We start from the raw sequence: 24796 nt of genomic DNA, 5'->3' as shown, positions 1-24796 counted from the left end.
GCCCTCAGTACAGCGGCATGTCGGGTTCGACTTCGCGAGCCCAGCCCTTCATGCCGCCCTGAAGCACGAAGGTATTGGTGAATCCGGCGCTCAGCAGCGTGTGCGCGGCCCGTTCGGCGCGGGTTCCGGCGTAGCAGATGACGTAGTGGGTATCGTCCTTGTCCAGCGTCGACAGGCGATCCTGCAGATGGTTGAGCGGGATGTTCAGCGCGCCGGGCAGCTTGCACACCTCCAGTTCGTTGGCATCGCGCACGTCCAGCAACACGTGGCTGGCGGATGCTTGATCCAGCACCTGCTGCAGTTCCTTGGCGTGGATGTAGAAGTCGCTGGACAGCCCGGCGCCGGGCTGGTCCACGCACGCCTGCGCCGCCGGTGCCTGCAACGGCGCCTGGCGTGCCTGGGCCGAGCAGGAGGCACAGTTCTCGCGACGCTTGAAATTGACCTCGTTGAAAGTCATGGCCAGGGCATCGAAGCACAGCAGACGCCCCACCAGCGGTTGGCCGATGCCCATGATCACCTTGATGGCTTCAGTGGCCTGGATCATGCCAACCACACCCGGCAACACGCCGATCACGCCGCCGGAACTGCAATTGGGCGACAGCTCGGCTGGCGGCGCCTTGGGAAACAAGCAGCGGTAGCAGGGGCCGCCGTTGTGGTTGAGCACGCTCATCTGACCTTCGAAGCGATAGATGGCGCCGAAGATCAGCGGCTTCTCCAGGCGTACACAGGCATCGTTGACCACATAGCGGGTGGCAAAGTTATCGGTGCCGTCGATCACCAGGTCGTAGTCGTAGATCAGCGTCAGTGCGTTGTCGGCGGTGATCGCCGCGTTGTGCGTATTGATTTCGATGTGCGGGTTCAGATCGGTGAGCCGCTGCTTGGCCGAATTCACCTTGAGCATGCCGATGGTGCTGTTGCCATGCACGATCTGGCGCTGCAGGTTGCTGCTTTCTACCGTGTCGAAGTCCACCAGGCCCAGGGTGCCTACACCCGCCGCAGCCAGATACAGGCTGATGGGCGAGCCCAGGCCGCCGGTGCCGATGATCAGCACCCGAGCCTTCTTGAGGTTCAATTGGCCACTGCGGCCCACGCCGGGCAAGGTGATGTGACGCACGTAGCGGCGCACTTCATCATTGCTCAACGTGTCCATGTCGATGCCACCGGAAGTGGCCATCATCATCTGGATTCTGCTGTCACTCGGTAGCGGTTCATCGGGGGCGAACAATTCACCGGAGCAGATATATAGAAAGTGCTCCTTCAGATCATTGTTGTCGTAGAGCAAGTGGGCCGACAGCACCGGGTGGCGCAAGCAGACGTCTTCGACAACTTCCTGCAAGGTGGTCCCTTCACCTTCCAATTGGGCACTCTCCAACTTGGCGACGCGCACGAGCACGTCGGGAATCTGTAAGGTTTTCATCGGCAACTCCAAAGTGTGGCGTAACGGGATTAAGCAAACTCATCCAGGCAGATGAAGTCGTGACCGTCCCAGGCAAATAATTTCGCGCCCTGTGCGCGTCCGCTTCGCACATCGATCACCAGATGTTGAACCGGGTAAATGGGTTCGCCCATGTAAAGCGCGCGATGTTTGTCTTCCCGGCTGAAGTACGCTCCTACATCGGGGTGGGAGTGATAAATGATGTGCGCCGGGTTGGGGCTGGCGAAACTTTTGTTCAAAGCCACGGTGTCGGCAATGGACAGGGTGTAACCATTCTCCGCGGTGCGGCTATAAAGTTCGGGTTCACGCTGGTGTAACTGACCTTGAATGTTCACGCCCTGGTGAACATGGCCGTCGGCATGAATGAAACCACAGCATTCTTCCGGGTACAGCCGTTCGGCATGTCGGTACACCGTGTCCAGCGGTAATGAACGTTTTGTCGTCATGGCAATACATCCAGGGTCATTCGTTCGAGAGGCGAACTTTGCGTGCGGGTAACTTGGTGATGGCAAAGCCGGCCAACAGGCAGGCGGAATAAAGCATCAAGTCCTGGGACAGCGGCACGTTTTCGTACCAGGCGCCGATGATCACCGCGAACACCGGAAAGATGATGAATACGAAGGACAGGATGATCGGGCTCAGGCGTTTGAGCAGGGCGAAGTAGACGATGAACCCGCCCACCGAGGCCACCAGCCCCAGGTAGAAGAGGGCGCCCCATGAGCGTGCCGAGATGGCGCTGAACGCCGGTCTCTCCAGCCCTAGTCCGGCCAGGAACAACAGCGCTCCGGCGATGCCGATCGGTAGCGTGTTGAAAGTGATCACGCTGATGGCGGCGCCTTTCTGCTTGGTCTTGATGTAGCAGAATGCATGCAGGACGGCCGCGGCCAATATCGCCAGCACGCCGAACAGTTCGGCATGGTCCATGTGCAGACCCTGGCTGCGGATGATCATGAACAAACTGGCAAACCCCACGCCAATACCGAACAGTTGCGACAGGGCAATACGCTCTTTAAGCAAGAGTGCGGAAAACAAGAGAATAAAAACCGGCATGCAACTGAACAGCAGAGCGGTCAGCCCGGAAGAAACATGCTGTTCACCGTAGTTGAGCAGGTAATACGGCACGCTGAAATAAGCCAATGTGACGAAGACGAAGAAGCCGCGACGTTCACGGGGGAAGAAGATAGGCGCTTTGCTCAGGCGCGCAAAAATCACGAACAACGGAAAAGCAATAAGAAAACGCAGCCCGGAAGCGGTCAAGGGCGGAACGGTTTCCACGGCGATTTTGATACTTAACCAGGTCGTTCCCCAACTCAGGCAGACAATCAGGAACATGACGGTGGTGATCAGCGCAGCAACCCAGTGTTTTTGCGTTTTGACCCGGGTCGATAGGGCGGCTGGTGCATTCATTGTAACAATGACTCCTTTTTTTTTGAATTAACCTCTATAGTCAGAGGATTGAATCCCTAAATGAACCCGTACAAACACGTTATTAGGACGAATGATGGCTGTCAAAACAATTATTGACACGGTGTCAATGCTCCGAGGAGCGCTGGATAGAGGGCAGGGCGTGAAGTACAAGCGTCTGGCTGAGGCCATGGAGAAGGGCATTCTTGATGGTGCTATCGGTGCGGGTTCGAAATTGCCCCCGCATCGCATACTGTCCGACAACCTGGGCGTGACCATCGGTACGGTCAGCCGCGCCTACGGTGAGCTCGAGCGGCTGGGCCTGGTGGTGGCGCGGGTGGGCGACGGTACGTTCGTTCGCCAGCGCGGCATGGAGCGCAAGCGCGACGAAGGCTTCCGCAATTTCGTCGACGAGCCGCGCGAGTGTTTCGACATGAGCCGCAACATGAACATTCCCGGCCAGGAGGTGGCCTACTTCGCCCGCAGCCTGCATGCCCTGGGCAGTGATCCGCAGATCTTGCGCGACATGAACCTGTATACCCCCGACGTCGGCCTGCCGCGCTACCGCGCAGCCGGTGCACGCTGGCTGGCGCAGAGCCATTTCAATCCGGGGCCCGATCAGGTGATCTGCGTCAACGGCGGTCAGCACGGCCTGTTGTGTACCTTGCTGGCGCTGTTGCGCCCCGGGGACACGCTGGTGACCGAGCACTTGACATACCCGGGCCTGATCACCGTGGCGCGCATGCTTGGGATTCGCCTGGTGGGTATCGACATGGACGAGGAAGGGATCATTCCGGCGCGCGTCGACGAGGCCTGTCGCAGCCACAGGGTGTCTGCCGTGTATTGCACGCCGACCCTGCAGAATCCGTCGACGTCGGTGTTGTCGGTACAGCGTCGCGAGGCCCTGGTCGCGGTGTGTCGGGAACACAATCTGCTGATCATCGAGGATGAAGCCCATGGTGTGCTCATGGAGGACCGGCCACCGCCGCTGTGCTACTTCGCACCGGAGCGCACCATCCTGATCAGCAGCATGAGCAAGGCGGTCTCGGCGGGGTTGCGTGTGGGCTACCTGCATGCACCGGCGGCGCTGGTCAGTCGGGTGGCCGCCGCCGTGCGCTCATCCTGCTGGATGGCCACGCCCATGACTCTGGAAATCGCCACCAGCTGGATCGAAGGCGGCATCGCCCAGGATCTGCTGCGTCAGCAGGTGAGCGAGATCACCCGGCGCAAGTCCAAGGTGGTCGATCTGCTGGCAGGCCTGCAATACCGTACCCACCCCAACTGCCCGCACTTCTGGATCGAAGTTCCCGAGCCTTGGCGCGCATCGGAGATCGAGGCCGAGCTCAAGCACAGCGGGTACCTGGTGGCCACGGCGGAGCTGTTTGCAGTCGGTCACGGCGCGGTGCCGCAATTCATACGCGCCAGCGTGTGCAACACGTCCAACGATGACGCCCTGTTGCGCGAAGGCTTTCGGGCCATTTGCGCGGTGCTGGGGCAGGGTGGCGAGCGCTTTACTTGAAGCGCCGCTCCACGCCTTTTTCGACGAGGATCTTGGCGGAAATTTCCTCCACCGAGAAATGGGTGGAGTTGATGTGGGGGATGTTCTCGCGGCGGAACAGCCCCTCCACCTCGCGCACTTCGAATTCACACTGGGCGTAGCTGGAATAGCGGCTGTTGGGCTTGCGCTCATGGCGAATGGCGGTGAGGCGGTCCGGGTCGATGGTCAGGCCGAACAACTTGTGCTGGTGGGCCTTAAGTGCCGGGGGCAGTTGCAGCCGTTCCATGTCGTCTTCGGTCAGGGGGTAGTTGGCAGCGCGAATACCGAACTGCATGGCCATATAAAGGCAGGTGGGTGTCTTGCCGCAGCGGGAAACACCGACCAGAATCAAGTCAGCCTTGTCGTAGTAGTGGGTGCGGGCGCCGTCGTCGTTGTCCAGGGCGAAATTGACCGCTTCGATACGCTCCATGTAGTTGGCGTTATGGGTGATGGAGTGGGACTTGCCCACCGAATACGACGAATGGGCGCTGAGCTCCATTTCCAGCGGCGCCAGGAAGGTCGAGAAGATGTCGATCATGAAGCCGTTGGAGGTGGCCAGGATCTCGCGGATGTCCTGGTTGACGATGGTGTCGAAGATGATCGGCCGCACGCCGTCCTTTTCGGCCCAATTGTTGATTTGCTGTACCATGGCGCGCGCCTTGTCGACGCTGTCGATATAGGGGCGCGTGAACTTGTTGAACGTAATGTTTTCGAACTGCGCGAGTAGACTTTGCCCCAGGGTTTCGGCGGTGATGCCGGTGCCGTCGGAGATGAAGAATGCAGATCGTTTCATTGTGCGCCTTGGCCCTTAAGCAGGTGACGATTCTTGGATATGATAGGCCCGATTTGCCGGCCTCGAGTGTCTGGCATTCTCACTTATTTCAAGGGCTCCGGCCACAGCGCTCGCCGGCCTGACCAGCCGCGGGCGCCCTGAGCTTTTCCAACCCAGTCAGTGGAGAGATCACCTTGGTAGAGTACGTAGTTTCCCTCGATAAGCTTGGTAATAATGATGTGGAACACGTGGGGGGCAAGAACGCGTCCCTGGGCGAGATGATCAGCAACCTGGCCGGTGCCGGTGTATCGGTGCCCGGTGGCTTTGCCACCACGGCCCAGGCCTATCGCGACTTTCTCGAACTCAGTGGTCTGAACGAGCAGATCCATGCGGCGCTCGATGCCCTGGATGTGGACGACGTCAATGCCCTGGGCAAGACCGGTGCGCAGATCCGCCAGTGGGTCATGGAAGCCGAGTTCCCCGAGCGGCTCAACGAAGAAATCCGCACGGCCTTTGCCGAGTTGTCCAAGGGCAATCCGGATATCGCCGTTGCCGTGCGCTCCTCTGCCACTGCCGAAGACCTGCCGGACGCCTCGTTCGCCGGCCAGCAGGAAACCTTCCTCAATATACGCGGCGTGGAGAACGTCATCCGCGCGGCCAAGGAAGTCTTCGCTTCGCTGTTCAACGACCGCGCCATCGCCTATCGCGTGCACCAGGGCTTCGATCACAAGCTGGTGGCGCTGTCGGCCGGCGTGCAACGCATGGTGCGTTCGGAAACCGGCACCGCCGGGGTGATGTTCACCCTGGACACCGAATCCGGTTTTCGCGATGTGGTGTTCATCACCGGTGCCTACGGCCTGGGTGAAACAGTTGTGCAGGGTGCGGTCAACCCTGACGAATTCTACGTGCACAAGAACACCCTGGAAGCCGGCCGCCCGGCGATCCTGCGCCGTAACCTGGGCAGCAAGGCCATCAAGATGGTCTACGGTGACGAGGCCAAGGCCGGTCGCTCGGTCAAGGTGGTGGACGTCGACAAGGCCGAGCGTGCGCGCTTCTGCCTCAGCGACGCGCAGGTCAGCGAGCTGGCCAAGCAGGCGATGATCATCGAGAAGCACTATGGCCGCCCGATGGACATCGAGTGGGCCCAGGATGGCGACGACGGCAAGTTGTACATCGTTCAGGCCCGTCCGGAAACGGTCAAGAGCCGCTCCAGCGCCAACGTGATGGAGCGCTACCTGCTCAAGGAAAAGGGCACCGTGCTGGTCGAAGGCCGTGCGATCGGTCAACGCATCGGCGCTGGCAAGGTACGGATCATTCAGGACGTCTCGGAAATGGACAAGGTCCAGCCTGGCGACGTGCTGGTGTCGGACATGACCGATCCCGACTGGGAGCCGGTGATGAAGCGCGCCAGCGCCATCGTCACCAACCGCGGCGGGCGTACCTGTCACGCCGCGATCATCGCCCGCGAACTGGGTATTCCGGCGGTGGTGGGCTGTGGCAACGCCACCCAACTGCTCAAGGACGGCCAGGGTGTGACCGTATCCTGCGCCGAGGGCGACACCGGTTACATTTTCGAAGGCGAGCTGGGCTTCGACATCAAGCAGAATTCCGTGGATGCCATGCCGGAACTGCCGTTCAAGATCATGATGAACGTCGGTAACCCGGACCGCGCCTTCGACTTCGCTCAGTTGCCGAACGCCGGTGTCGGTCTGGCGCGTCTGGAGTTCATCATCAACCGCATGATCGGCGTGCACCCCAAGGCGCTGCTCAACTACGACACGTTGACCCCGGACATCAAGGACAGCGTCGACAAGCGCGTGGCCGGCTATGCCGACCCGGTGGGTTTCTACGTCGACAAGCTGGTGGAAGGCATCAGTACGCTGGCGGCGGCGTTCTGGCCGAAGAAAGTCATCGTGCGCCTGTCGGACTTCAAGTCCAACGAGTACGCCAACCTGATCGGCGGCAAGCTTTACGAGCCTGAGGAAGAAAACCCGATGCTGGGCTTTCGCGGCGCCTCGCGCTACATCAGCGAATCGTTCCGTGATTGCTTCGAACTCGAGTGCCGAGCGATGAAGCGGGTGCGCAACGAGATGGGCCTGACCAACGTCGAGATCATGGTGCCGTTCGTGCGCACCTTGGGCGAGGCGTCCCAGGTCATCGACCTGCTGGCGGAGAACGGCCTGGCGCGCGGCGACAATGGCCTGCGCATCATCATGATGTGCGAGCTGCCTTCCAATGCCATCCTGGCCGATGAGTTCCTGGAGTTCTTCGACGGCTTCTCCATCGGTTCCAACGACCTGACCCAGCTGACCCTGGGCCTGGATCGAGATTCAGGCATCATTGCCCACCTGTTCGACGAGCGTAATCCTGCGGTCAAGAAGCTGCTGGCCAATGCCATCCAGGCCTGCAACAAGGCGGGCAAGTACATCGGCATCTGCGGCCAGGGCCCATCGGACCATCCGGATCTCGCCAAGTGGCTGATGGAGCAGGGTATCGAAAGCGTTTCGCTGAACCCCGACTCCGTCCTGGAAACCTGGTTCTTCCTGGCCGAAAAAGAAGGCGCCATCTAACCCAGTCGTCCCGTAGCAGCGGCGTAAGCCGCGTCGCCTTTCACCCCGGCGCGTTCTGTACAGCGCTCGGGGTCAACAGCGACGCGGCTCACGCCGCTGCTACGTTCATCCACTCATATGCAAGAACACTATGCAAAGCAGCAGTGCCCTATTTCCCGTCGCGTTGCTCAGTGCCGAGCGGCGTGGCGACCTCAGTGAAGACGTTTACCGCATCAAGGCCGCCAACAGCCCCGACCCCAGCGTCGAGCTGGCGTTGACACGCCTTGGCCTGGCCGATCAGCCCCAGGCCCGCGGAACCCCGGTGATCCTGGTGCACGGCAGCTTCTCCAATCGGCGTTTCTGGTATTCACCCAAAGGTATCGGCCTGGGGCCATGGCTGGCGCGCCTGGGTTTTGATGTGTGGATCGCCGAAATGCGCGGCCATGGCCTGTCACCGCGCAATCAGGCCTACCGACGCAACAGCGTTGCCGACTATGCCCGCTACGATCTGCCGGTGATTGGCGCCTTCGTTGGCGAAATCACCGCACAAACGCCCCACTGGATAGGACACTCTCTGGGCGGCATCACCCTGGCCGCGGCGCTGGGTGGCGGTTACCTGCAGGGCAACCTGGTCGCCTCGGCTGCGCTGTTCGGCGCTCAGGTCAGTCGCCGCCACTGGCCGTTGCAGATTCCTCCATTGAATTGGGGCAGTCGCTGGCTGCTCAAGCGCTTCAGCCATATCTCCGGTTCTCGATTCAAGCGTGGCCCCGAGGACGAACCCATTGGCCTGGGCCTGGAAATACTGCGCTGGCAGGGGCTGTTCGGACGCTTCCGCGATGCCGATCGCGACTGGTGGGAAGACCTGGCCGAGGTCAAGCTGCCCGTGCTGGCGGTGTCCGCCGCGGGCGATCATCAGGACCCCACCTGGGCATGTCGCAAGCTGTTCGAGCGCTTTGGCGGTACCCATAACCAATTCGTCGCCTTGGGAAGAAGCCAGGGTTTCAGCGAAGACTTCGATCACGTGAAGATGCTGGTCAGCGCCCAGGCTCAGGCAGAGGTATGGCCACTGATTGGCGCCTGGTTGGCCGATCCCTATCGCCCCTTGTTGCCGGAGCGCCCGGCGTTGGCGCCGGCGTGAGGTTGGGCTAGGCTGTTGGACTTGGGTGTCGGTGGCCGTCTCTTCGCAGCGCGCAGCAAAGCGCGATCCCCTGCAAGAGCGGCGTGGAGCCGCGAACAGGCCCGCCCCGACACCGCCAACCTACCCAGCCACGGAGCATCCCATGCACTACCTCACCCCCGACCTGTGCGACGCCTACCCCGACGTCGAAGTGCTGGAGCCGATGTTCAGCAATTTCGGCGGCCGCGATTCTTTCGGTGGCCAGATCGTCACCATCAAGACCTTCGAGGACAACTCTCTGGTTCGCGAGCAGGTCGCGCTGAACGGTACCGGCAAGGTCCTGGTGGTGGACGGTGGTGGCTCGCTGCGCAAGGCGCTGCTGGGTGACATGCTGGCCGCCAAGGCCGCTGCCAACGGTTGGGAAGGTATCGTCATCTATGGTTGCGTGCGCGATGTCGACCAACTTGCCCAGACCGACGTCGGCGTCCAGGCCCTGGCCAGTCATCCCATGCCCACGCAGAAGCGTGGCCTGGGCGACCTCGACGTCAAAGTCAGCTTCGCTGGCGTGACCTTCATCCCCGGCCACTATTTATACGCCGACAATAACGGCATCATCGTCTCAGCCAGTGCATTGACGATGCCTGAGTAATCCACACGACCACGGGGTATCGATGTTCGAGGAAGAAAACGCGCAGTGGGGGCTGGTGCACGCCCTGGTGCTGGACGGAAAAGGCGGTGCGCGTTCAATTGCTCGTACTGATATCGATGGCCTTGAGTTGCGGCCGGAGCAGAGCCTGTGGCTGCACTTGGATCGCAGTCACCCCCAGACCCAGACGTGGCTGCGTAAAAGCAGTGGCTTGAGCGAATTCAGCTGCGATCTGCTGCTGGAAGAAAATACCCGTCCGCGTCTGGTGCCCCTGCCCGATGACGAGTTGCTGCTGTTCCTGCGCGGCGTCAACCTCAATCCTGGGGCCGAGCCCGAGGACATGGTGTCGGTTCGCATCTTTGCCCAGCACCAGCGCATCATCTCGTTGCGTCTGCGCCCGCTGCGCGCCACTGATGACCTGCTCGATCAATTCGCAGCGTGCAAAGGGCCCAGAACCGCCTCCGAGTTGATCCTTTACCTGGCCCAGCATCTCACCGAAAAGGTCCAGGCGCTGGTGGCCGACCTCTCGGAAATCGTCGACCTGGAAGAAGATAAGCTCGATGCCGACGAACGGTATACACCCGAACACGGTGCCATCCTGCAGATCCGCCGACGTGCCGCCGGGCTGCGCCGATTTCTGGCGCCGCAAAGGGAAATCTACGGGCAGCTGGCGCGCAACAAGGTGCCCTGGTTTGTCGAAGATGACGGCGATTACTGGAACGAACTGAACAACAGCCTGACCCGCTACCTGGAAGAGCTGGAACTGGCCCGAGAGCGTGTGGGGCTGGTGATGGAGGCCGAAGACCGGCGCCTGAGCGAGCGCATGAACCGCACCATGTACCGCTTCGGCGTGATCACCGGGATATTCTTGCCGATGAGTTTTCTGACCGGCCTGCTGGGTATCAACGTCGGGGGCATCCCGGGCTCCGAAAGCCCGTATGGTTTCATGGTGGCGTGCGCGATAATGGTCGCTGTCGCCTTCGGCCAGTGGGTGTTGTTCAGGCGATTGCGTTGGCTTTGATAGCCGATTTTCGCCTGGGTGACGGTGACGCATGTGACTCGTGCCCAGAGGGTCTCGTCTTTGATTGAAATTCGTGAGGTACGCATGCACGACCCGTTCGAAGAATCCTTGCGAGACATGCTCAATGCATCGTCGTCCGGCCGTGACGACAAAGCCGCACTGGGGCGTGTCTTGAAAACCGCCAACCGGCAGGTAGGCGCAGGTGATCTGTTCAGCCTGATGGGCCGTTGGGGCCAGGCGTTCATGATTGCGGTGAACAGTGGTTCGGCGCATATCGCGCCGGTGTCGCGTCGTACAAGCTCCGCCCGTGATGCGGATAAGGCTGATTGATCAATGGAACTGGACCCCTGGACTCAGAGCCTTGTGGCTGCGATGACCGCGTTGTGGACCAAGGTCGCCAACTTCATCCCGAATCTGTTCGGGGCGCTGGTGGTGGTGTTGCTGGGCTTCGTCGTGGCCAAGCTGCTGGATACGCTGCTGTCCAAGCTGCTGGCCAAATTCGGCCTCGACCGCTTGATGGCAGGCACCGGCCTGACCAAGCTGTTGAGCCGCGCAGGCCTCAAGGTGCCGATCTCGACCCTGATCGGCAAGATCGTGTACTGGTTCGTGCTGTTGATTTTCCTGGTATCGGCGGCCGAGTCCCTGGGCCTGCAACGCGTATCGGCTACGCTGGACATGTTGGCGCTGTACCTGCCCAAGGTATTTGGTGCGGCGCTGGTGCTGCTGGTCGGCGTGCTGCTGGCCCAGTTGGTCAATGGCGTGGTCCGCGGCGCCGCCGAAGGGGTGGGGCTGGATTACTCCGCAGGGCTGGGGCGAGTAGCGCAGTGGTTGGTCATCGTCATCAGTATTTCGGTAGCGATCAGTCAGTTGGAGGTCAAGACAGACCTGCTCAACCATGTGATCGTGATCGCCTTGATTACCGTTGGTCTGGCCGTTGCGCTGGCCATGGGCCTGGGCAGCCGTGAGATCGTCGGGCAGATCCTGGCGGGAATCTATGTACGGGAAATGTTTCAAGTGGGCCAACAGGTCCGGATTGGAGAGGTCGAAGGCCAGATCGAGGAGATCGGCACCGTCAAGACGACGTTGTTGACCGACGACGGCGAACTGGTGTCGATGTCCAATCGGGTCATGCTGGAGCAGCGGGTGAGTAGCCGTTAGGTCGGCCTTTTGCTAATGTATGCCGCCGCAAAAAAGCGTGAGTGATCTTGCTGTGGCGGACATTGACCTGACACTCGGGCCGACCTGTTTTGAATAAAGTACATACGCTGCCCGTGCGCTACGACCCCCGCGAGCTCTCTGACGAGGAGTTGGTGGCGCGTTCGCACGAGGAGCTGTTCCACGTCACACGAGCGTATGAAGAGCTGATGCGTCGCTACCAGCGAACCCTCTTCAACGTTTGTGCGAGATATTTAGGGAACGATCGTGATGCAGACGATGTCTGTCAGGAAGTGATGTTGAAGGTGCTTTACGGGCTGAAGAATTTCGAGGGTAAATCGAAGTTCAAGACCTGGCTTTACAGCATCACCTATAACGAATGCATCACGCAGTATAGAAAGGAAAGGCGTAAGCGCCGCTTGATGGATGCCTTGAGTCTCGATCCGCTCGAGGAGGCCTCCGAAGAAAAAGCGCCGAAGCCGGAGGAGCGAGGTGGGCTTGACCGATGGTTGGTGTTCGTGAACCCGATCGATCGGGAGATCCTGGTGCTGCGATTCGTCGCGGAGCTGGAGTTTCAGGAGATCGCGGACATCATGCACATGGGTCTGAGCGCCACCAAAATGCGGTACAAACGTGCTCTAGACAAGCTACGTGAGAAATTTGCAGATGTGGCCGAAACTTAGTTCGGAGCAAAGGTCTCTAACGTATCGGCAAGTTCTGCTAGACTTGCCGTCGAGCTGCCCTGGATTCCGGGGCGCTTAACAATCACCAGATGGGGATTTAACGGATGAAACTGAAAAACACCTTGGGCCTTGCCATTGGTTCTCTTGTTGCCGTGACTTCGTTCGGCGTATTGGCACAAGGCCAAGGCGCAGTCGAGGTGGAAGGCTTCGCCAAAAAATACATGACCGACAGCAGCCGTGATTACAAGAACGACGGCAACCTGTTCGGCGGCTCGATTGGCTACTTCCTGACCGACGACGTTGAGCTGGCTCTGTCCTACGACGAAGTCCACAACATTCGTAGCGACGCTGGCAAAAACATCAAAGGCGCCGACGCTGCCCTGGATGCTTTCTACCACTTCGGTACTCCAGGCGCTGGCCTGCGTCCGTACGTCTCCGCTGGCTTCGCTCACCAGAGCATCGGCCAGGACGGTGGTGGTCGTGACCACTCCACCCTCGCCAAGCTGGGCGGCGGTGCCAAGTACTACTTCACCGAGAACTTCTACGCCCGTGCTGGCGTTGAAGCTCTGTACAACATCGACAAGGGCGACACCGAGTGGGCTCCTGCAGTCGGCGTTGGTGTGAACTTCGGTGGCGGCTCCAAGCCTGCTCCGGCTGCTGCTCCAGCTCCAGTGGCTGAAGTGTGCTCCGACTCCGACAACGACGGCGTTTGCGACAACGTCGACAAGTGCCCTGACACCCCAGCCAACGTTACCGTTGACGCTGACGGCTGCCCAGCCGTTGCCGAAGTGGTTCGCGTTGAACTGGACGTGAAATTCGACTTCGACAAGTCTGTCGTGAAGACCAACAGCTACGGTGACATCAAGAACCTGGCTGACTTCATGAAGCAGTACCCACAAACCACCACCACTGTTGAAGGTCACACTGACTCCGTCGGTCCTGACGCTTACAACCAGAAGCTGTCCGAGCGTCGTGCTGCTGCTGTCAAGCAAGTACTGACCGGTCAGTACGGTGTTGAATCCAACCGTGTTAACTCGGTTGGTTACGGCGAAACCCGCCCAGTAGCTGACAACGCTACTGACGCTGGCCGCGCTGTAAACCGTCGCGTAGAAGCTGAAGTAGAAGCTCAAGCCAAGTAATTGGTTGCCGCTTCAATGAAAAGCCCGGCTTAGGCCGGGCTTTTCTTTGCCTGTAATTTGCTGCGCATCCCTCTTTCCCCTGTAGTCGCCGTTTTATCGGCGTCCTCCGCCTGCGCCTGCCTGATGTCTGCTCAATGCAACAGCCACCACGCGAGCACCAGATTGATCAGCAACGATGCCGCCGCCACCGCCTGCCACACTTTCAATGGCTCGCGCTCCAATAGCGGTTGCCGCCTGGGCGCAATCTCCGCCAGTTCGCCTTGGTCCATCGCCAACAGCCACTGCTCGGCCGTCTCGAATCGCTGTTCGGGCTTCACCGCAACGCCGCGCAGCAGGATCGCTTGCAGCCAGGGCGCAAGGTCCGGTCGGTAGCGTCCCGGGTCGATGGCTTCACCGAAGCGCGGTCGTTGAAACGCTTCGATTTCGCCGTGGGGATAGTGCCCCGTCAACAGAAAGTACAGGGTAACGCCCACCGCATACAGGTCTTGCCGAGCATCCGGCGGTGCGCCGGCGTAGGCTTCCGGCGCAATAAAGCTCGGCGTTCCGGGCACCGTTCCCGTCGCCGGCGCCGACAGCCCCGGGCAGTGGGCGAGGCCGAAGTCCAGCATCCGCAATTCGCCGTCATCGCCCCAGAGCAGATTCTCCGGCTTGATATCCCGGTGCAGGATATTGCGCCGGTGCAGCATGCCCACGGCTCTGAGCAGGCGGCTGGCGATGTCTTGCCACTGCGCCATCGGCAGCGGACCCACCTCGTCAAACCATTGGGCCAGGGTGCGCCCTGGATAATGGCGCATCACGTAGTAATGGTGCTGGCGCTGGGGTAGGGGATGCAGTTCAGGAAAATAGCGCCCGGCGACGCGGCGCATGAACCACTCCTCCAGCAACAAATGTTGTTGCGCGTCGGGCGCGTCGCCCTGGCGAGCCGTCAGGGTCTTGAGCAACCAGGGTTGATGCTGGGCGTCGAGCACGCGATACAGCACAGAAGCCTGGGATTGCGCCAGCATGCTTTGGACACGCCAGCCTTCAAAGCATTGCCCAGGCTTGAGCGGCGGGGGCAATGGGCGGTCGCCCAATTGCAGCAAACTGTCGCCAAGGCTGATCTGGCCCAATGTTTCGATCCGCACCACCACGGCAGTTGCGTTGTCTTGCCCGCCTGCCAGCAGTGCAGCGCGCACCAGGGTTGTCGCCGCAGCCTGGGGATCGCTTTGCTCACCCAGCGTGGCGCGGATGGCGGCGTCTTCGAGCACCGACCACACACCATCACTGAGCAGCACAAACACCTCACCTTCCTGCAGATCGCCTTCCTGGTAGTCCACCATCAGATGCTGATCCAGCCCCAACGCGCGCTTGAGCACGTGCTGCATGCCGGGTTGCTCCCAGGTGTGGTCGATACTCAGGCGCGCGAGTGCGCCGCCGCTGTAGCGGTAGACCCGGCAATCGCCGACGTGGGCAAGGGTAAAGCGCCGGCCACGCAACACCAAAGCGCTAAGCGTAGTCAGTAGCGGTTGGCCGCCGCCATTGGCGCGCAGCCAATGATTCTGCGCGATCAACAGTCGATCCAGGGCCTGGGCTACCGGCCAGGTTTGCGGCGTGGCGTAATAATCCATGGCCAAGGCCTGCAGCGTCGAGCGCGCCGCCAAGCCGCCATCGGCACACTGGCTGACGCCGTCGGCCAGCCCTATCAAATGCCCTTTGCACAGCGCCAGTGCGGGCCCAGGCGTAACCAGGCGCATGGCGTCCTGGTTCTCGCTGCGCGGTCCCTGCTCGCTGTACTGGCCGACATTCAGTCGCAGCTCCATGAAGGCTTCAGACTCGGGCCGCGGTCACCGCTGCCGAGCCCCAGGTGGTGCGCCACCGCCGTTTGACGCTGTGCAGGCCGAACCACGCCACCACCGCCATGGCTGCGAACAGCCACAATCCCAACTGATAGTCGCCACTGTGTTGCTTGATCGCACCCAGGCCTGCGGCCAGGAAAAACCCGCCGATACCACCGGCCATGCCGATCAGCCCGGTCATCACGCCGATTTCTTCGCGAAAGCGCTGCGGCACCAACTGGAACACCGCGCCGTTACCCGCGCCGAGCCCCAGCATGGCGCTGACGAACAGCGCCAGGGCAGCAATGGAACTGGACAGATTGAAGCCGACCGCAGCGATGCAGATTGCCGCCACGGTGTACATGCCCAGCAATGTGCGAATCCCGCCGAAGCGGTCGGCCAATGCGCCACCTATGGGCCGCATCAGGCTGCCGCCAAAGACGCAGGCAGCGGTGTAGTAGCCGGCGGTGACCGGGCTCAAGCCGTACTGGTCATTGAAGTAGCCAGGCAGGGCGCTGGCCAGGCCGACGAAGCCGCCGAAGGTGATGGCGTAGAAGAACATGAACCACCAGCTGTCACGATCGCCGAGGGCCTTGAAGTAGTCGTTCATCGACTTGGCCTTGGGGCGCTGCGGTGCGTTGCGAGCCATCAGGGCGAAGAGCACCAGGGTCAGGATCAGCGGAATCAGCGCAAAACCGAAGACATTGTTCCAGCCAAAGGCGGCGGCCAGCAGCGGGGCGAACAAGGCGGCGAACACCGTGCCCGAGTTGCCCGCGCCAGCAATGCCCATGGCTTTGCCCTGATGTTGTGGGGGGTACCATTGCGAAGCCAGGGGCAACGAAACGGCAAACGAGGCGCCGGCCACGCCCAACGCTACGCCCAGCAGCAGCGCCTGCTCGTAACTGTGGATGCCCAGCTTCCAGGCGCAGAACAGGCTGACGATAACGATGACCTGGCCGATCAGGCCTGCAGTCTTGGGCGACAGGCGATCGGCGAGGATACCCATCACGAACCGCAGTATGGCGCCTGCCAGAATCGGCGTGGCAACGATCAGCCCGCGCTGCTGGGTGGTCAATTGCAGATCGGCTGCAATCTGTACGGCCAGGGGACCGAGCAGATACCAGACCATGAAGCTCAGGTCGAAATACAGAAAGGCGGCGAACAGGGTGGGCACATGGCCGGATTTCCAGAAACTCGTACTCATCGAAGACCTCGTCAGCGCAATGCAATGGCAGGGATCGGAAACGCAAAAGACGTCGCCACCCGGCTCGCGTTGGCGAGGGGGTGAGCGACGTCTTTGTCGTATGTGGCTAGGGTGCCGTGTGGTTGGCAGTCCTGGTGATGATGCTGGTGCAAGTCTCAGGCCAGGTGGGGGAGGGTAGGGATTCAGGGGGGTGGGGCGTTGTTGGATGCAATGGCGGGCGTCGTTTTGGTGCGGTTTGGGTGGGTATTTCGGGTGGTGTGCTCGGTTTTGGGACTTGCGGGGGATGGTCCCCTCACCCCAGCCCTCCCGGATCGCCGTATCGCCCTTAGGGAGAGGGGGCTAGAAGCACACCGCGTATGGCTTCGTCAGGGTGATACGGCGATCCTGGGGGAGAGGGAGCTAACAGCACACTGCGTAATTCTGGCACAATTGCGCCCCTATCCGTTTCCTCCGAGCCAAGCCCGCTTATGTACAATCTGGCCCGCCAGCTGCTGTTCAAGCTTTCTCCCGAAACCTCCCACGATCTGTCCCTGGACCTGATCGGCGCAGGCGGCCGCCTGGGCCTGAACGGCTTGTTGAGCAAAGCCCCTGCGCGCTTGCCAGTGACCGTCATGGGTTTGCAGTTCGACAACCCGGTGGGGTTGGCAGCCGGCCTGGACAAGAATGGCGGCGCCATCGACGGCTTGTCGCAACTGGGCTTTGGCTTCGTTGAAATCGGCACCGTGACGCCTCGCGCACAGCCGGGCAACCCCAAGCCGCGGATCTTCCGTCTGCCCGAGGCCGAAGCCATCATCAATCGCATGGGCTTCAACAACCTGGGCGTGGATAACCTGGTATCTCGGGTCAAGGCCGCCAAGTATCGAGGCGTGCTGGGCATCAACATCGGCAAGAACCTGACCACCCCGGTGGAGCAGGCAGTCGATGACTACCTGATCTGCCTGAACAAGGTCTATGCCCACGCCAGCTACATCACCGTCAACATAAGCTCACCCAATACGGCCGGGCTGCGCAGTCTGCAATTCGGTGATTCGCTCAAGCAATTGCTCGAGACCCTGGCCGAGCGCCGTGTGGTGCTGGCGCGTGAGACTGGTCGTCAGGTCCCGCTGGCGATCAAGATTGCCCCCGACATGAGCGACGACGAAACCGTACTGGTTGCGCAAACCTTGCTGCAGACGGGTATGGACGGTGTGATCGCCACCAACACCACCCTCAGCCGGGTAGGCGTCGAAGGCCTGGTCCACGGCGACGAGGCCGGCGGTCTGTCCGGCACGCCTGTGCGCGAACAAAGCACTCACATTGTCCGGGTGCTGGCGTCGGAGTTGGGCGGGAAGTTGCCGATCATCGCTGCCGGGGGCATCACCGAGGGCCGTCACGCGGCCGAGAAAATGGCGGCGGGTGCCAGCCTGGTGCAGATCTATTCGGGGTTCATCTACAAAGGCCCGGCGCTGATCCGCGAGTCGGTGGACGCCATCGCCGCGATGCGCTAAAGGCCTCGGGCCTGGATGCAAAGAGGGCCTCCGGTGGAGGCCCCTGGGCGCTAGCCCGCCGCCCTGGTTGGGCGTGCATGGTTAAACGAAAGGGTGTTGTTCAGCCGACGGCGTGAAGCTCGTTGAGCCTGTGTATCCCCGCAGTGCCGGTCATACCGTCCCAGTTGTCGCCGCGTCCTTCTCGCCAGCCATTGATCCAGGCCTGGCGCACCGACGGTAGAGTAAAAGGGCAAAGCTCGCGGGATTTGCCATGGATACCGTATTGGTATCCGCGTAAAAAAGCTCGTTCCAACGGATCACGCTTAAGTCTTCTCATAGGGTGTTGCCCTCTGTCTGTTGACTGTTATGTCCCGTCGGCCTCGTGTGAGGCCGGGCAGATTCGTTCTGCCGGTTTGCTTCGCTCGCTGCCGGCGTCGCGAGCAGTGATGTTGGCGCCATTGCGGCGACAACCTGTGGTGATTTCTAAACGGTGGGCCAAGCCATGTGAATGATCGTTTTGTCATAAGGACGTAACGATTCAGCGGTATGGGCCATAAGTAAAAAAGCGTGTCGCGCCGAAAAATGCCGTCAACCCCTGTATGAGCGGAGTTTGGCACTGCGGTGACGCCATTTCGCCATTGCGAATGAGCCGCGCTTTTGTTGATCAAAAAATCGACGAAGGGTCGCATTTGCAAACGGTTTTTCAGCAGAATCATGTTCTGCCCACAGCCAGCGCTACTGGAAAGTAGTCAGCTGGGGCGGACCGACACCATGTTGGTGTCACTCGGGCGCTCCCGTCGGTAAAGCGCCTGGTTTAACCTCGGTGCGGCAATGCGCTTGCCGCACCATCTACGCCTGCAAAGGCTGGGAAGTACCATGTCGGACCGTTTCGAACTGTTTTTAACCTGCCCCAAAGGGCTTGAAGGATTGCTGGCCGAGGAGGCCACCGCCCTGGGCCTTGAAGAAACCCGCGAGCACACCTCTGCGGTGCGGGGCATGGCCGACATGGAGACTGCCTACCGGCTGTGCCTGTGGTCGCGTCTGGGCAACCGGGTACTGCTGGTGCTCAAGCGTTTCCCCATGAAGGACGCCGAGGATCTCTATCACGGTGTCAACGACGTCGAGTGGCAAGATCACCTGCTCCCGGATGGCACCCTGGCGGTGGAATTCAGCGGGCACGGCTCCGGTATCGACAACACCCATTTCGGTGCGCTGAAAGTCAAGGACGCCATCGTCGACAAACTGCGCACGCCGACGGGGGAGCGCCCCAGCGTCGACAAGCTCAATCCCGACCTGCGCGTTCATCTGCGCCTGGATCGCGGTGAAGCGATCCTGTCCCTGGACCTCTCCGGCCACAGCCTGCACCAGCGTGGCTATCGCCTTCAGCAAGGCGCGGCTCCGCTCAAGGAAAACCTGGCTGCGGCGATTTTGATCCGCTCCGGCTGGCCGCGCATCGCTGCGCAGGGTGGCGCCCTGGCCGACCCGATGTGTGGCGTCGGCACCTTCCTGGTCGAGGCGGCCATGATTGCAGCGGACATCGCGCCTAACCTGAAGCGCGAGCGCTGGGGCTTCAGCGCCTGGCTGGGGCACGTACCGGCCTTGTGGCGCAAGCTTCACGACGAGGCACTGGCCCGCGCCGAAGCCGGCCTGGCCAAGCCACCGCTGTGGATTCGCGGCTACGAAGCCGACCCTCGGCTGATTCAACCCGGTCGTAACAACGTCGAGCGGGCAGGCCTGAGCGAGTGGATCAAGATCTACCAGGGCGAAGTGGCCACCTTCGAACCCCGTCCAGACCAGAACCAGAAAGGCCTGGTCATCTGCAACCCACCCTACGGCGAGCGTCTGGGTGATGAAGCCAGCCTGCTCTATCTCTACCAGAACCTGGGCGAGCGTCTGCGCCAGGCCTGCCTGAACTGGGAGGCCGCCGTGTTCACCGGTGCCCCGGATCTGGGCAAGCGCATGGGCATCCGCAGTCACAAGCAGTATTCGTTCTGGAACGGTGCCTTGCCCTGCAAGCTGCTGCTGATCAAGGTGCTGCCCGATCAGTTCGTCACCGGCGAACGACGCACACCGGAGCAGCGCCAGGCCGAGCGCGAACAGCTCGAAGCGGCGCCGCCGGTGGCTGCCGACCCGTATGCGCGGGTCAACAAGAATGGCAATCCGATCAAGCCGGCCCCGGCGCCCGTGGTCGAGCAGGCACGTTTGAGCGAAGGTGGGCAGATGTTCGCCAACCGGCTGCAGAAGAACCTCAAGACCTTGGGCAAATGGGCCAAGCGCGAAGGGATCGACTGCTACCGGGTCTATGATGCCGACATGCCTGAATACGCCATGGCCATCGATCTGTACCACGATTGGGTACACGTTCAGGAGTATGCCGCGCCCAAGTCCATCGATCCGGAAAAAGCCTCGGCGCGTCTGTTCGATGCTCTGGCGGCCATTCCCCAGGCATTGGGCATCGACAAGAGCCGGGTGGTGATCAAGCGCCGCGAACGCCAGAGCGGCACGCGTCAATACGAGCGTCAGAGTGCTCAGGGCCAGTTCACCGAGGTGCAGGAGGGGGGCATCAAGCTGCTGGTCAACCTGACCGATTACCTGGACACCGGGCTGTTTCTGGATCATCGGCCCATGCGCCTGCGGATTCAGAAAGAAGCGGCCGGCAAGCGCTTCCTCAACCTGTTCTGCTACACCGCGACCGCCAGCGTGCACGCGGCCAAGGGCGGTGCCCGCAGCACCACCAGCGTTGACCTGTCCAAAACCTATCTGGATTGGGCGCGGCGCAACCTGTCGCTCAATGGCTTTTCGGACAAGAATCGCCTGGAGCAGGGTGATGTGATGGCATGGCTGCAAGCCAGCCGCGATGAGTTCGACATGATATTCATCGACCCGCCGACCTTCTCCAATTCCAAGCGCATGGAAGGCGTGTTCGACGTCCAGCGCGACCACGTCGAACTGCTCGACCTGGCGGTGGCACGCTTGGCGCCTGGTGGTGTGGTGTATTTCTCCAACAACTTCCGCAAGTTCCAGCTCGATGAACATCTGGCCGACCGCTATGCGGTAGAAGAGATCAGTGCGCAGACCATCGACCAGGATTTCGCCCGCAACACCAAGATTCATCGGGCGTGGAAGATCCAGACGCGATAAGGCGGACGTTGGTCCAGCCAATTGGCGATTAGCGTTTGACAGCTGACAAATCAGGGTCCGGGAGGGCCCTTTTTTGTGGGCCGGACATTTCAGAAATGATACGAGAAGAGGGCTAGGCAAGTAGCTGGCAAATAGCTATAAGTGATCGCGAGTCCACGTGGAATTGGCACCGTGGCAATGTGGGTCATCGCTATGGCAGTCTCAGCTAGCCCGCCGAAAATCCTCGGTCTGATTCGCGAAGATGCCTCCACAAACTGGGTGGCGGGCACGGCTCTGCTGGCGGGGTTCGGCGTCACGGCGTTGCTGGCGTTCGCGACTTCGGCACTCTATGAGCAGCAACTTTCGCAACGCTTCGAGCTGTTGGCCAGCGAGCGCGCCAGCCGAATCGCCGAGCGCTTCCAGGACCAGGATCAACGTCTGGACAGCCTGCGGCGTTTCTTCGTCTATTCGGAGAAGGTCAGTCGTCGAGAATTCGATGGCTATGCCAGACCTCTTCTGACCCGCAGCCAGGCTTATTCATGGGCGCCGGTGATCCGACGGGAGCAGCGGCCGCTGTTCGAGGCGCAAGCCTACGCCGACGGCATCACCGATTTCCGTATTCGTGACCTGGGCGAGCGCGGGCAGCTGACACCTGCGCCAGAACGGGATGAGTACTTCCCAGTGTTCTATACCCAGTCGCAAAGTCCGTTGCCGGTGCCGTTGGGATTTGACATGGCCACCGAGCCGCTGCGCCGGGAAACCTTGGAGCGCTCCCGCGAACAGCGCCGACTCACGGTTTCTCCGCCGGTGACCCTAGTGGGGATAGAGCCGGGTTATGCCCGTGGGTTGCTGATGGTGGCGCCAGTGGCGGCGCCGTCGGCAGGGAGCCCGGTGACAGGATTCGTTGTGGCCATCATCAGCTTGCGGCGGCTGATGGCCGAGGGCCTGCCGAGCAGCGAAGAGGACAATCTCAGTGTGCAGATCCTCGACCTTTCCACGGCTGGCACGCATGAGGTGTTGTTCCAGTCCAGCGAGCAACCCGCCTCGTCAGCCTTGCTGGCCAGTGAAATGCTGCAGTTGGCGGACCGGGGCTATCGTCTGGATATCCGCCCCAGCCCGTTGTTCATGACCACCAATCATTCCTGGACACCGCTGTTGGTGGCGGTATTCGGCGGTTTGCTGAGCCTCTTGGTGAGCGCCTTGCTGTACAGCCTTTCGGGTCAGCGCAAGCGGGCATTGGCGCTGGTCGAGCAGCGTACGCATGAGCTGCGCACCATTGCCATTACCGACGCGCTGACGGGGATTCCCAATCGGCGTTATTTTCAGGAGCGGCTGGAAGTGGAGCTGGAACGCGCCCAATCCGAGCGCCTGGAGTTTGCGGTGATCATGCTGGACATCGACCATTTCAAGCGGATCAACGACCAGCATGGCCACGCGGTAGGGGATCGAGTGCTGCAAGGGGTGTGCGACAACATTACCGGGCGTTTGGGCGAATCCGATGTGTTGTGTCGCCTGGGCGGGGAGGAATTCATTCTGCTGTGCCCCGGTAGCGATGGTGACCGGGCCCATGATTTTGCCCTGGAGCTCTGGCGCGGACTGCGCAGTGCGCCCATGGAGGGCATCGGCGTGGTGACGGCCAGTTTTGGCGTAGCGGCCTGGCGCCAGGGGGAGGGCGCCGACACCTTGCTGCTGCGGGCGGACTCAGGCGTCTACGCAGCCAAGCAGGGCGGGCGCGATCGAGTCGAGAGGTTGTCTTGAGTACTGAGCAGGCAGGCCCAACGCCATCGCGGGTAGAACCCGCTCCCACAGAGGTCGCGCAACGCTTCCAGACCTACAAACCCCTGAGGGAACAGGCTCTGCCCGCGATGAGGCCAGCCCCACAGAGAATGCCTACGACAAACCCCTGCGGGAGCGGGCTCTGCCCGCGATGAGGCCGCTCCTACAGAGAATGCGCAACGACGAACCCCTGTGGGAGCGGGCTCTGCCCGCAATGAGGCCAGCCCCACAGAGAATGCGCAACGACGAACCCCTGTGGGAGCGGGCTCTGCCCGCGATGAGGCCAGTCCTGCCTGCACAATCACTCAGCTACTGAATGCTCACCGTAGCCGCCGCCGACTTCGGCTGTGAGTACAGATCCAGCAACACCTGATCCAGCACAGAAGAGGCGCCCCATGGCCGCGGATCGTTGAGGATCGCTACCACCGCCCAGGTATTGCCATTGCTGTCGCGACTGAACCCGGCGATCGCGCGCACGGTGTTCAACGTCCCCGTCTTGATATGCCCCTCTCCCGACATCGCCGTACGCTTGAGGCGCTTGCGCATGGTGCCGTCCATGCCCACGATCGGCATCGAGCTCATGAACTCGGCGGCATAAGGGCTCTTCCACGCCGCCTGCAACAGCGTAGCCATCTCCCGCGCGCTGACCCGTTCGTCACGGGACAGGCCCGAGCCGTTTTCCATCACCAGGTGCGAAGCGGTGATGCCTTTCTTCGCCAGCCATTGACGAATCACGCGCTGCGCGGCCTTGGCGTCATCGCCATCGGCGTCGGTGCGGTAGCGCTCGCCCAGGCTCAGGAACAACTGCTGGGCCATGGTGTTGTTGCTGTACTTGTTGATGTCGCGAATGATCTCGACCAGATCGGGCGAGAAGGCCCGGGCCAGCACCCGTGCCTGCTTGGGCACCACGCCTACACGATCGGCGCCCTGGATGCTGCCGCCCAGCTCGGACCAGATCGCCCGCACCGCACCGGCGGCGTAGGTGGCGTGGTCGAGCAGCGACAGGTAGGTCTGCGAGCTGCAACCCTCGGCCAGTTGGCCGCTGACCACCACGGTGATGCCATCGGCCTGGGTCACCGGGTTATAGCGCACGTCGCCGCTGCACTTGCTGCCGGGCAGCGCCTTGACCTGGTTGTCGATGCGGATGGTGGCAATCGGCGGCTCGACCGATACCAGCACCTTGCCCGAGTCGTTGCGGGTCACGAAGCGCAGCGCCTTGAGGTTGACCAGCAACGAGTCCGGACGAACCAGGAAAGGCGCGTTTTCATCACCGCCGTCATCGTTGAACGCCGGCAACTGTGGCTGCACAAAATGGCTGCGATCCAGGATCAGATCGCCGGTGACCTGGCGAACGCCGTTGGCGCGCAGGTCACGCATCAGCAGCCAGAGCTTCTCCATGTTCAGCTTCGGGTCACCGCCACCCTTGAGATACAGGTTGCCGTTGAGCACGCCATTGCTCAGCGTGCCGTCTGTGAAGAATTCGGTTTTCCACTGGTAGGTCGGCCCGAGCATTTCCAGGGCGGCGTAGGTGGTGATCAGTTTCATGGTGGACGCCGGATTCACCGACACATCGGCATTGAACACGGTCGGGCTGCCGGGACCATTGAGTGGCAGCATCACCAGCGACAGCGCATCGTTCTGCAGCTTGCTGGCCTTGATGGCCTGCTGGACCTTGGGCGGCAACGTGGTGTTGAGGGGGGCGGCAGCGAGGGGGAGGGCCAGAGGGAGCATCAGGCCAGCGAGCAACAACGGACGTAGAGATTTGATCATGTGCGCAAGAACCCTGCAGGCGAGGGGTGACGAAATACGAGGGCCATATGAAAAGATGGAGGCCCCCACTACGGATGAAACGTTCGCATTATGCCCCATGCCTTGCTGGCTTTGGCCTACAAACGTCGGTAAACCCGCATTTTTTTCGCACTATTTCACACCCCACACCCCCCCCGTAGGAGCGGCGT

At 61.3% G+C, this 24796-nt stretch carries 18 protein-coding genes and 1 pseudogene; 12 read left to right on the top strand and 7 right to left on the bottom strand.

All coding sequences use genetic code 11. The annotated features are described in order from the left end of the window. Window positions 1-4: 4 nt before the first annotated feature. Window positions 5-1881, bottom strand: a pseudogene (moeB, locus tag B3397_RS21870) (molybdopterin-synthase adenylyltransferase MoeB). A gap of 16 nt (window positions 1882-1897) precedes the next feature. Next, entirely contained in the window at window positions 1898-2842 is a 945-nt protein-coding gene (locus B3397_RS21865) for a DMT family transporter (RefSeq protein WP_296254007.1), read from the bottom strand. A gap of 94 nt (window positions 2843-2936) precedes the next feature. Here B3397_RS21865 and B3397_RS21860 point away from each other — a divergent pair, with 94 nt between their 5' ends. Continuing rightward, window positions 2937-4358 (top strand): PLP-dependent aminotransferase family protein, encoded by a 1422-nt coding sequence (locus B3397_RS21860; RefSeq protein WP_296254006.1) that lies wholly within the window; start codon window positions 2937-2939, stop codon window positions 4356-4358. Here the strand turns inward: B3397_RS21860 and ppsR are convergent. Further along, window positions 4351-5169, bottom strand: a complete 819-nt coding sequence (gene ppsR / locus B3397_RS21855) for a posphoenolpyruvate synthetase regulatory kinase/phosphorylase PpsR (protein ID WP_296254005.1) — start codon at window positions 5167-5169, stop codon at window positions 4351-4353. The genes B3397_RS21860 and ppsR overlap by 8 nt on opposite strands. A gap of 173 nt (window positions 5170-5342) precedes the next feature. Between ppsR and ppsA the strand changes: the two genes are divergently transcribed. From ppsA to B3397_RS21815, 8 genes are all read left to right on the top strand, one after another. Continuing rightward, a complete protein-coding gene (ppsA, locus tag B3397_RS21850; protein WP_296254004.1) occupies window positions 5343-7718 on the top strand; it encodes a phosphoenolpyruvate synthase in 2376 nt (791 codons plus the stop codon). A 130-nt stretch (window positions 7719-7848) separates the two neighbouring features. Next, window positions 7849-8835, top strand: coding sequence for an alpha/beta fold hydrolase (locus tag B3397_RS21845; RefSeq protein WP_296254003.1), 987 nt, complete (start codon window positions 7849-7851; stop codon window positions 8833-8835). Between the two features lie 142 nt (window positions 8836-8977). Beyond that, on the top strand, window positions 8978-9463 hold the full coding sequence (rraA, locus tag B3397_RS21840; protein WP_296254002.1) for a ribonuclease E activity regulator RraA: 486 nt from the start codon (window positions 8978-8980) through the stop codon (window positions 9461-9463). 22 nt (window positions 9464-9485) lie between these two features. Then, window positions 9486-10481 (top strand): zinc transporter ZntB, encoded by a 996-nt coding sequence (locus tag B3397_RS21835; RefSeq protein ID WP_296254001.1) that lies wholly within the window; start codon window positions 9486-9488, stop codon window positions 10479-10481. Window positions 10482-10565: 84 nt separating this feature from the next. Next, a complete protein-coding gene (locus B3397_RS21830; RefSeq protein WP_296254000.1) occupies window positions 10566-10811 on the top strand; it encodes a CrfX protein in 246 nt (81 codons plus the stop codon). Window positions 10812-10814: 3 nt separating this feature from the next. After that, a complete protein-coding gene (locus tag B3397_RS21825; RefSeq protein ID WP_296253999.1) occupies window positions 10815-11639 on the top strand; it encodes a mechanosensitive ion channel family protein in 825 nt (274 codons plus the stop codon). 89 nt (window positions 11640-11728) lie between these two features. Next, window positions 11729-12319 carry an RNA polymerase sigma factor SigX gene (gene sigX, locus B3397_RS21820; protein ID WP_296253998.1) on the top strand — a complete coding sequence of 197 codons (591 nt, stop codon included), beginning with the start codon at window positions 11729-11731 and terminating at the stop codon, window positions 12317-12319. A gap of 104 nt (window positions 12320-12423) precedes the next feature. Further along, a complete protein-coding gene (locus tag B3397_RS21815; RefSeq protein ID WP_296253997.1) occupies window positions 12424-13458 on the top strand; it encodes an OmpA family protein in 1035 nt (344 codons plus the stop codon). Between the two features lie 131 nt (window positions 13459-13589). Here the strand turns inward: B3397_RS21815 and B3397_RS21810 are convergent, their stop codons facing one another. Together B3397_RS21810 and B3397_RS21805 are read right to left on the bottom strand one after the other, a co-directional pair. After that, window positions 13590-15257, bottom strand: a complete 1668-nt coding sequence (locus tag B3397_RS21810; RefSeq protein ID WP_296253996.1) for a bifunctional protein-serine/threonine kinase/phosphatase — start codon at window positions 15255-15257, stop codon at window positions 13590-13592. A gap of 7 nt (window positions 15258-15264) precedes the next feature. Then, entirely contained in the window at window positions 15265-16476 is a 1212-nt protein-coding gene (locus B3397_RS21805; protein WP_296253995.1) for a nitrate/nitrite transporter, read from the bottom strand. Window positions 16477-16943: 467 nt separating this feature from the next. Here B3397_RS21805 and B3397_RS21800 point away from each other — a divergent pair, with 467 nt between their 5' ends. Beyond that, window positions 16944-17963 carry a quinone-dependent dihydroorotate dehydrogenase gene (locus B3397_RS21800; protein ID WP_296253994.1) on the top strand — a complete coding sequence of 340 codons (1020 nt, stop codon included), beginning with the start codon at window positions 16944-16946 and terminating at the stop codon, window positions 17961-17963. Window positions 17964-18063: 100 nt separating this feature from the next. Here B3397_RS21800 and rmf read toward each other — a convergent pair whose 3' ends face one another. Beyond that, entirely contained in the window at window positions 18064-18279 is a 216-nt protein-coding gene (gene rmf / locus B3397_RS21795) for a ribosome modulation factor (protein WP_008368461.1), read from the bottom strand. Between the two features lie 539 nt (window positions 18280-18818). Between rmf and rlmKL the strand changes: the two genes are divergently transcribed. Continuing rightward, window positions 18819-21083 carry a bifunctional 23S rRNA (guanine(2069)-N(7))-methyltransferase RlmK/23S rRNA (guanine(2445)-N(2))-methyltransferase RlmL gene (rlmKL, locus tag B3397_RS21790; RefSeq protein ID WP_296253993.1) on the top strand — a complete coding sequence of 755 codons (2265 nt, stop codon included), beginning with the start codon at window positions 18819-18821 and terminating at the stop codon, window positions 21081-21083. Between the two features lie 192 nt (window positions 21084-21275). After that, window positions 21276-22820, top strand: a complete 1545-nt coding sequence (locus tag B3397_RS21785) for a sensor domain-containing diguanylate cyclase (RefSeq protein ID WP_296253992.1) — start codon at window positions 21276-21278, stop codon at window positions 22818-22820. Between the two features lie 327 nt (window positions 22821-23147). Here the strand turns inward: B3397_RS21785 and dacB are convergent, their stop codons facing one another. Continuing rightward, on the bottom strand, window positions 23148-24608 hold the full coding sequence (gene dacB / locus B3397_RS21780) for a D-alanyl-D-alanine carboxypeptidase/D-alanyl-D-alanine endopeptidase (RefSeq protein ID WP_296253991.1): 1461 nt from the start codon (window positions 24606-24608) through the stop codon (window positions 23148-23150). Window positions 24609-24796 lie beyond the last annotated feature (188 nt).

Source organism: Pseudomonas sp. UBA4194, assembly GCF_002379585.1.
Lineage (GTDB): Bacteria > Pseudomonadota > Gammaproteobacteria > Pseudomonadales > Pseudomonadaceae > Aquipseudomonas.
The sequence above is the reverse complement of the archived record's forward strand: the minus strand, read 5'-3'. Positions and strand labels throughout refer to the sequence as shown.

Coding starts and splice junctions, on each gene's coding strand:
- B3397_RS21865 (WP_296254007.1), bottom strand. CDS start 2,842: ATGAATGCACCAGCCGCCCTATCGACCCGGGTCAAAACGCAAAAACAC.
- B3397_RS21860 (WP_296254006.1), top strand. CDS start 2,937: ATGGCTGTCAAAACAATTATTGACACGGTGTCAATGCTCCGAGGAGCG.
- ppsR (WP_296254005.1), bottom strand. CDS start 5,169: ATGAAACGATCTGCATTCTTCATCTCCGACGGCACCGGCATCACCGCC.
- B3397_RS21845 (WP_296254003.1), top strand. CDS start 7,849: ATGCAAAGCAGCAGTGCCCTATTTCCCGTCGCGTTGCTCAGTGCCGAG.
- rraA (WP_296254002.1), top strand. CDS start 8,978: ATGCACTACCTCACCCCCGACCTGTGCGACGCCTACCCCGACGTCGAA.
- B3397_RS21835 (WP_296254001.1), top strand. CDS start 9,486: ATGTTCGAGGAAGAAAACGCGCAGTGGGGGCTGGTGCACGCCCTGGTG.
- B3397_RS21830 (WP_296254000.1), top strand. CDS start 10,566: ATGCACGACCCGTTCGAAGAATCCTTGCGAGACATGCTCAATGCATCG.
- B3397_RS21825 (WP_296253999.1), top strand. CDS start 10,815: ATGGAACTGGACCCCTGGACTCAGAGCCTTGTGGCTGCGATGACCGCG.
- B3397_RS21815 (WP_296253997.1), top strand. CDS start 12,424: ATGAAACTGAAAAACACCTTGGGCCTTGCCATTGGTTCTCTTGTTGCC.
- B3397_RS21810 (WP_296253996.1), bottom strand. CDS start 15,257: ATGGAGCTGCGACTGAATGTCGGCCAGTACAGCGAGCAGGGACCGCGC.
- B3397_RS21805 (WP_296253995.1), bottom strand. CDS start 16,476: ATGAGTACGAGTTTCTGGAAATCCGGCCATGTGCCCACCCTGTTCGCC.
- B3397_RS21800 (WP_296253994.1), top strand. CDS start 16,944: ATGTACAATCTGGCCCGCCAGCTGCTGTTCAAGCTTTCTCCCGAAACC.
- rmf (WP_008368461.1), bottom strand. CDS start 18,279: ATGAGAAGACTTAAGCGTGATCCGTTGGAACGAGCTTTTTTACGCGGA.
- rlmKL (WP_296253993.1), top strand. CDS start 18,819: ATGTCGGACCGTTTCGAACTGTTTTTAACCTGCCCCAAAGGGCTTGAA.
- B3397_RS21785 (WP_296253992.1), top strand. CDS start 21,276: ATGGCAGTCTCAGCTAGCCCGCCGAAAATCCTCGGTCTGATTCGCGAA.
- dacB (WP_296253991.1), bottom strand. CDS start 24,608: ATGATCAAATCTCTACGTCCGTTGTTGCTCGCTGGCCTGATGCTCCCT.